Origin of the sequence: Marispirochaeta aestuarii (genome assembly GCF_002087085.1) — a bacterium.
GTDB lineage: Bacteria > Spirochaetota > Spirochaetia > JC444 > Marispirochaetaceae > Marispirochaeta > Marispirochaeta aestuarii.
Genome location: NZ_MWQY01000022.1, coordinates 50,057 through 57,831, shown reverse-complemented (window position 1 = coordinate 57,831; position 7,775 = coordinate 50,057). Strand labels below are relative to the sequence as shown.

At 45.9% G+C, this 7,775-nt stretch carries 7 protein-coding genes; all 7 read left to right on the top strand.

Annotation, left to right across the window (positions count from 1 at the left end; genetic code table 11):
- Nucleotides 1–191 precede the first annotated feature (191 nt).
- The gene (locus B4O97_RS16335; protein ID WP_083052490.1) at nucleotides 192–1,382 is read left to right on the top strand and encodes a tyrosine-type recombinase/integrase; all 1,191 of its coding nucleotides are present in this window, start codon (nucleotides 192–194) and stop codon (nucleotides 1,380–1,382) included.
- Between the two features lie 242 nt (nucleotides 1,383–1,624).
- Nucleotides 1,625–2,086: a hypothetical protein gene (locus tag B4O97_RS16330; RefSeq protein ID WP_143305780.1), complete on the top strand. Its 462-nt coding sequence runs from the start codon at nucleotides 1,625–1,627 to the stop codon at nucleotides 2,084–2,086.
- Nucleotides 2,087–2,257: 171 nt separating this feature from the next.
- Nucleotides 2,258–2,482 (top strand): helix-turn-helix domain-containing protein, encoded by a 225-nt coding sequence (locus tag B4O97_RS16325; protein ID WP_083052487.1) that lies wholly within the window; start codon nucleotides 2,258–2,260, stop codon nucleotides 2,480–2,482.
- On the top strand, nucleotides 2,479–2,673 hold the full coding sequence (locus B4O97_RS19540; RefSeq protein WP_158084360.1) for a hypothetical protein: 195 nt from the start codon (nucleotides 2,479–2,481) through the stop codon (nucleotides 2,671–2,673). Before B4O97_RS16325 ends, B4O97_RS19540 begins: the two co-directional genes overlap by 4 nt.
- Nucleotides 2,657–4,171, top strand: a complete 1,515-nt coding sequence (locus B4O97_RS16320; RefSeq protein WP_158084359.1) for a DNA primase family protein — start codon at nucleotides 2,657–2,659, stop codon at nucleotides 4,169–4,171. The genes B4O97_RS19540 and B4O97_RS16320 overlap by 17 nt, the downstream gene beginning before the upstream one ends.
- 360 nt (nucleotides 4,172–4,531) lie before the next feature.
- Nucleotides 4,532–4,807 carry a hypothetical protein gene (locus B4O97_RS19380; RefSeq protein WP_143305777.1) on the top strand — a complete coding sequence of 92 codons (276 nt, stop codon included), beginning with the start codon at nucleotides 4,532–4,534 and terminating at the stop codon, nucleotides 4,805–4,807.
- Nucleotides 4,808–4,968: 161 nt separating this feature from the next.
- On the top strand, nucleotides 4,969–7,719 hold the full coding sequence (locus B4O97_RS16310; RefSeq protein ID WP_143305775.1) for a hypothetical protein: 2,751 nt from the start codon (nucleotides 4,969–4,971) through the stop codon (nucleotides 7,717–7,719).
- Nucleotides 7,720–7,775 lie beyond the last annotated feature (56 nt).

The window sequence follows — 7,775 nt, the reverse complement described above, 5'->3', positions numbered from 1 at the left end:
ACTTAAAATCCCCCGGGCTTAATAAGCCCGTACCGGTTCAAGTCCGGTCTCCGGCAAACTAACTTGTTACGCTGTAACAGGTTGCGATTTTATAAACAACTACCCTACATCGGGCGTTGTGCTTCCAATATCTCCAATTGACACCAAGGTGACACCAGAAAACTGGACCACCTTGGAAAAGGGGAAGCATCATGCCCGAGAAAGCACCTTTCAGACTGTTTAAACGGAAAAAATCAAGGTATTTTTACGCCCGGTACCTGCTTCCAGATGGTACATATACCGCCGGAAGGTCAACAGGGGAAACTACCAAACGGAAGGCAGAGTCCGCAGCATGGGAGTATGTAACAAGGGGAAAGATTTCTGCAGCTGCGTATTCCACTATTGCTGATATGTGCGATAGAAGGCCGGATCCGGAATCCGGAGAATTGAAAAGTCACTTTTTCGATTGGGACGGGGAGCATACTGTATCCAAACGGTCAGCAGGGAAGCGTATATCCAAACAGCAATGTCAACGAAATAACAATCTTCTTGACCATCATGTTATACGCAGTCTCGGTAAAGTAAGGCTTCAGGACTTAGATACCGCTACTGTGAGGCGGTTCAGAAACCAACTTTTCACAGAAGGTTATGCCGGGGCAACAATAAACCAGGCCCTTGGCGTGTTAAAACAGATAATTGATGCTGCTGATGAAGCACAGTTGATACGGCATAACATCCGAATTGAACGAGCTGCTGTCAAGAACAAAGCAAGAGGAATATTAACTCAGGAAGAGGTTCAGAACCTTTTCCGCGAAGCATGGGATATAACCGATCCCAGACCATTTGCTGCGTCAATGTTAGCTGCATCAGCCGGCTTCAGGCTGGGGGAGATTCAGGGTCTTCATATTTCAGATATAGAGCCTGGCCGGGTAACTGTGCGTGGTGTATGGTCTGATTCTAACGGTGGTTACAGGCTGGGAACTAAGAATGGTCAGGAATCGCGATCTGTTCCCATTCCTGAAAGTGTGTATGATGCACTCAAAAAATGTATTGATCTGAATCCCTGGGGATACAGGATCGATGAGTATGTTTTCTTTTCAACATACAAACCTGGCCGTCCCTGTAATGATTCAGTATTAACAAAACCGTTTTATGAGGCGTTAGTGAGAATAGGTATTACGGAGCGAATCCGAATACAGCGGAATATTACGTTTCATTCGCACCGGCATTTCTTCAATACGTTGCTTCTTGAAAGTCGAGTTCCTATTGAGAAGATTCAACGGCTTACAGGCCATATGAGTAAATCCATGACTTCTCATTATTATCACATTGATGGGATGGAAGATGTGGCTGAAGCGCAGAGAAGAATGTTTACCATCATAGGAACTGCAGAATCTGCGTAGCTAAACGAAACTTAATGAGTTATGTGAGATTTTGAGCCAACATATGGAGAATGTAGAATATATGCTTAAACGTAAGTGTTAACGTATGTCATTATTTGCCTGTATATACTCGAAAAAGGCTGTATATGTTATCATATAAAGCGCTATCTGTGGTGTGGAAGATGAGTAATAAGAGCGAACAGGTACTATATATGCTTGTCTCTTCCTGTATTTTTTTATATAATTCATACAGTGAGGAAATCATGAAGATCCGGCTGAACTTTGCCAAGCTAAGCGATGAGATTGGAATATCATTAAGGAGAATGTCGATAATATCTGATATTCACTGGACCGATTTCAGGCGCTTCGTGAAGACTGGGCGTATACCTCTACAGTTAGCTATCAAATTAGAGGCCGCACTCTTTTTGAATGCGAAAAGAAACAGTTCAGAACAACATAAGATCATGATTGGTAGAGACAGATCTGTGCGAATAAAGGCGCCTGATTTTCCTGATGATAGAAACAAGCTGGATCCGTCGCAAGAAGGGATTTCAGAATTATCCTTAGCTTTTCATCGTCTAACGCTAAGGTTATATCGTGACTACGACCTGGAACAGAAATGCAACTGTACAACAATTTTAGATGATCTTGAGTCTGCATCTGAATATACAAGACTCAAGGCGAGGGTGCTCTTGTCAAAAGTGACCGTCAAATCACTTCCATAGGCATCCTTAATATTTCTGATAGAAACACCTGGCACACCAATTGGAAGATGCTATCTTTCTATCAGTGGAAAACTGCGTGAGTTGATCGCAGGGTTCCAGAAGGTCGAGAAGGTAGACCGGAAGACTCACTATTTCTCGAGAAATTTCTCGAGGTATTTATGAGGTCTACCCATGTCTAAAGACCTACTTGTTTCTCCAATTTCCAATGAAAAACGTCTCCTCAGTTATGAAGAAGCTGCAAAGCTGCTTTGTGTCGCACCTATCACCATCAGGAAATGGTCATCCGCAGGCTTGATCGACACAATTAAGCTTGGGGGACGTACTTTCCTGACTCCGGAAATTCTCAACGACTTTATAGCAGCTGGCTACCGCAAGGCGAACGGGAGGGCTAAGTGAAGACAGTAATACTCCCTGAAGAGATTGCCGAGATTGCGGAATGGATAGTCGAGCAGATCAATGCAAACAGTTTTTGTGAGGTTGGTGCAGTTTTCAGCATTCATGCTTCAGAGATTCGCCGTGTTGATCGGACACTCACTACGAAGTTCATGCCTACCAAAAAGGCGGCTGCACATGAAAAGTATAAATGACCAGAATGTTCAGACGGTAGCTATTCCGGATCCTGCTGTTGGAGAGCCTATTCGCTTCTCATGTGATGAAGGCTGTCATGCAAACGATGGTATCGTCTCGATAATCAAGGATTACGTTACCCTTCAAAGTCAATCGGTTGTCTGCCGTCCACACCGGAAATTGACTGATCTGGGTAATTCGGAACGGTACGCTGACATGTACCGCAAAATAGCCAAATACAACCATACTTCAGGGTCATGGATGGTTTATGATGGAACACGCTGGATTCGGGATACTAAGATGTATCACTATAACCTGGCGCGTCAGGTTGTCCGGTCAATGTATTCAGAGGCCTATTTAATAGGTGATACTGAGAAGCGAAAGGAAATGGCAGATCACGCCAAACGGTCAGAGAGTTATTCAAGGATAAAGGCAATGCTTAACCTCGCTGCTCGAGACCCTCAGATAGCGTGTGATGATTCGGATTTCGACGCTGATCCTGACCTGCTCAATACTCCATCAGGAGTATTCAATCTCAGGACAGGAGTAAAGATAGAGCACAGTCCTGATTTGATGCTTTCAAAGATTACTGGCATAGCTCCTGATCCTGACCACGATCCCAAGGCATGGCTCGAGTTGATGGAATTTGTCAGCAATGGAAAACCGGACCTCAAGTCTGCGCTCAATCGCTTTGCAGGATCGTGTGCAAGCGGTCGAACGCCGAAAGAGCGCGTCATAATTGCCTATGGGGAAGGTGCGAACTCAAAAAGCGTTACGTTTGAGACAATTGCCCGGTGTCTGGGGGATTATGCAGCTCCAGTTGCCATCGAAACCCTTCAGACAAATCGTCGTGCAGCTGGTCATTCTGATGATCTGGCGGCTCTTAGGGGGGTCCGCTTTACCTATGCGGCAGAACCTTCAAACGGAATACACCTGGATGAAGGTCGGATTAAAGCCCTAACAGGGGGGGATTCCATCGCGGTGAGTAGAAAGGGCGAACATACCTTTACCTATCGCCCCTGCGCGTCAATCGCAATTCTCACCAATCATAAGCCGCGGATAACCGGCAGGGATACCGGAATCTGGAGACGAGTAAGACTATTTCCTTTTCAGAATATTGTCCCAGAGGGTTTGAGAGACCCGGATTATGCAGCCAAATTGTGGGAACAGTCAGGTCCATTCATCCTTGCATGGATAATCAGTGGGGCAGTCCGTTGGTATAAAGACGGGTATGGAGATAGCGAAACGATCCAGACTGCAACAGAGGTATACAGGCAGGATGAGGACCTGATAGGTGCTTTTATTGAAGATTGCTGTGAAATCGGAGGTTCCTTTTCTACTTCTGCCAGTAAATTGCGTACTGCTTATGAGAAATGGTGCGAAGAAAATGGATACAAGCCTTTTCTCGGAAGAGCCTGGAAGGAGGCATTACAGGAGCAGGGGTATCCCTATAAAAAGACCAAGTATGGACGATATTACCAGGGAATCCAACTGCGTCCAGAGTATCGAGTAGAGTAGCGATGTCGGGGTGACGGGTGATGTCAGGCATTTTTGGGTTAAGGCTCGATAGGACATACTATTTGCATATAACCTTGATTTGTCTGTCACCACGTGTCACCTGTCACCGTATTTAGCTCAATGGAAACTTTAGTTGAAGGGGTATACATGGGGCGCAAATGTTCGATTTGTACACATGCTAACTCACTTGAGGTTAATCAGGCGCTCATCTCCGGGGATTCGTACCGGAACATAGCGAAACGGTTTTCGGTGTCGATAGCTGCGCTGAGTCGTCACAAACAATATCATCTGTGCTTTATACTGGGACGAGCACATGTCAGGCAACAGCAACAAGAAGAACATGTTCTTTGGAAGTTTATTATGGAAAAAGAGCAGAGGCTCAGCAGATTACAGGAAACTGCACTCCACCAGGAGGATTTCCTGTATACCCTCAATTTAATCAAGCAGGAGTTGCGACTTATCGAGATGCAGCTGCCTGATAATACTAAGAAAATATGCCGATACAGAACCAGATTCTGTACTGATACAGTCCTACAGGATGTACTGGCACATGTTCTTAATGTACTGGAAGATTATCCTGATGCCCGGGAAGAAATGCTCAGTAGGCTGGAGCGGTTGATAAGTACTCCTCATTGATTTTGTAGCACGCCAGGTTTTTATTGACTGCGCAAACATTATAGGCTACTATTAACCTGGTTAGGGAATAGACGCCCAGAATGGGTGTTAAGCAGACTGTTTGGTCTGGCCCGTCCCTGTTCTTCACAGGGGCCTCCCAATGATCGTTTTGGGAGTAAGATATGACGTTTATTAGGCCGTTATCCAATAACCCGTTTCCAGAAGGAACCTTCGCGCATTTATCTGACAGGTACGTGGACTGGTGTACATCCTGGATGCTACTCGATCAGGATTCAGATGAAGACCGGGGAATGGATTCCCAGGAACAGGTCCATGCACTGAAGTCTGTTCTACACAAGCTCGATACCATTGCCAAACGAACTGGCGCTGACGAGCCGCTTTTGCGTATGGCCGCTCTATTAGGAGACTTTGATGAGCTGAAAGAAATCGAGCCTTCTCGCAGACAGCAGGAAAAGCAGAATCTTGACTGGGAACACCTCGAGGATCTACCAGAATTTCGGGAAGTTTTGGATGAGATGTTTAAGGATGGATATCTCCTGACGTTTCTTAAAGAGACGAATTTACCCAAACCTGTTTATTCCTGGCTAAAAGAGCTTCGGCTGGCAGATCGTATTCGTTTTTACCTGGAAGCAGAAGTAACTGATGATACTGTTCGGCTACTGGAAGGTTTTAATGATGAGCTTCCAGAACCGCTGGTATTTTCGGTATTATCTCTGGTAATTCCGAACCTCAATCAAACGCCTATTCAGATAGCACCAAAATCAGCTGATAGAGAAGCTGAGGATCAGCCCATAGAGATCTTCCTCAGAATCTGGGTCATGTTTCATTGGTATCCTGAACAACTACAGGACTTTATCAACAAACTTGAAATCAGTCAGTTAATCACTCTTCTTGAGACTGTGTTTGCTGTCAGGAGGAATTCCTCTGGTGAAACAAAGTTCCAATCAAGGTACGAAAACTATCCTGCTATAGCGCAAACGCTTGAGGCGATACTTGCACTGGCCACCAAGGATCCTTATGTCGTCAAAATGATCGAACAAACCATTATCGAGGAGTCTGCGAAAAAGGGCCTTAAGGATCAGGAAAAGCTTTTCGGATTTTTGTTCTCTGAATCACAGGTGCATCCTGAAGATCAGATAATGCCTCTGGGAGAAGAAGATACTGATTATGATGAGATGGTTGAGACTCTTGCCGGGATTTTCTTGTCAGGAGATGTAAAACCAGCACTCAAGGAGTGGGTTAACCGAGCCAATAGCAAACCTGGTGCCCCTTTCCTCAATCGTCAGTTTTCCCGGGATGTTCTTGGTCTGATGCTGGATGAAACCCTGGGTACCGACAATCCGGTGATCAGTCTTCTCTGGCTGTGGATTGCAGGTACCCGGTGGCAGATGGACGATCCAGATGTCGATGAATGGCTTTGGAAGTTAATCGAGTTCGCAGGCGATGATCCGTTGCTGGTAAGACGGGTCCTGACCCTTGGTAACGATAATTGGGGAGACTCCGCTCTTCTCGATATGTGGATAGCTTATGTAACAAAAGAATGGATTCAGGCTTTATCAGAAGCAGATGAGAAGTCGACTGATGATGTAGCTCTTTTTGCAAATAATTTTGTTCTTTCCCAAGAATTCCGTCAGTTTATCAATGTGTTTTCTGCAAGCAGTGACATACTCGTTCCGCGGAATCCTGCGGAGCTTACATCCTTCTCCCGTTTGACAGTTCCCTGCCTTATATCCGCAGCACTCGGGAATACACAATCACGCGAACACATCCAGAACAGCACAGACATGTGGGGGCATATTTTTCTGGTGGCGATTGAGCTTGAGAATCCAGATCCAGAATCGATATGGGCCAAGTTTGAATATGATAACCGAATAATCGACGTGCCCTATGCTATTTGGAATGACCTCGGACTACCTGAAGAGCGGGTACTCATATCATCGTTACTTAGTTTCGTACAGAGGTATGTACCTGATGTGATGATGGGAGTTTCCCTGTGGCAGGCGTACGTTGCAGGGACGAAATTCGATCAGCATGATCAAGTCGCAATAAAGGATGTACTTGATCGTCTACAGAAGGAATCTATCGATGAATCATTGAAGTTCTCCATCGAAGTATGCCTCGCAGCTGAAGCTATTCGTATTGAAGAAGGTTTGCTTCCTGGAGATCCTGAAGATATACAGCAATTGGCTGAACAATCCCTTGAGTTATTACGAAGCCTTCGTGGAAAGTTCCGTGATCCCGATGTAGCACCGGACACAGAATTATACCTGGCAACGTCTGCAGCAATAGTCGGGGGATCAATTCTTGGCTGGTGGAAGGTGCTCAAGCCCTTGCTGCTCACGTTTCGCAGTCTGCCGGCGCTGAGTGTTGGTAATAATCTTCTTCATCTGGACAGATCCGAGGTTCCACTTTCCGTGATTCCCGACGCTATTGACCATATCCTGCGGCTGATCAGTAAACCTGATGACTTACGGGATGTGCGCCGTAGCATGACGCTGTATTTACTCGATAAGCTTAAACCGATAAAGGGTAATCCTGAAAGCCGGATGTTAAACACACCACTACATGATTTTGAAGGCTTTGACCCCTCGCGAATGGAGCCTGATCCTGTATGGCGCACGGCGTATCTGCGGGCACTGGATGATCTGGCGGTAAAACAAACCGGTAAAGGGCATTCAATTGATCCGGTCTTACGCAAGGTTTCCGAGGAGGATCTGTCTCCCATGGTTCAGGAAGTAGCCGTTGAAGTGCGCAGGGGTCTCCAGAATCTACGAACCGGATGGGGGCCAGGATCTCATAGAAGGCATCTATTTCAGGCCTGGTGGTGGATCCGGCAGGCTCATCGTATATCTTTCAACGCGGAAATTGATGAGGTGGAGGCAAACAGAGTCAGAAATACTGAGTTCCGGTAGGGAACTCATAAAAATATTACAGAAGTCTGCTCTAAGAGCTCACCATGGCTCACCTG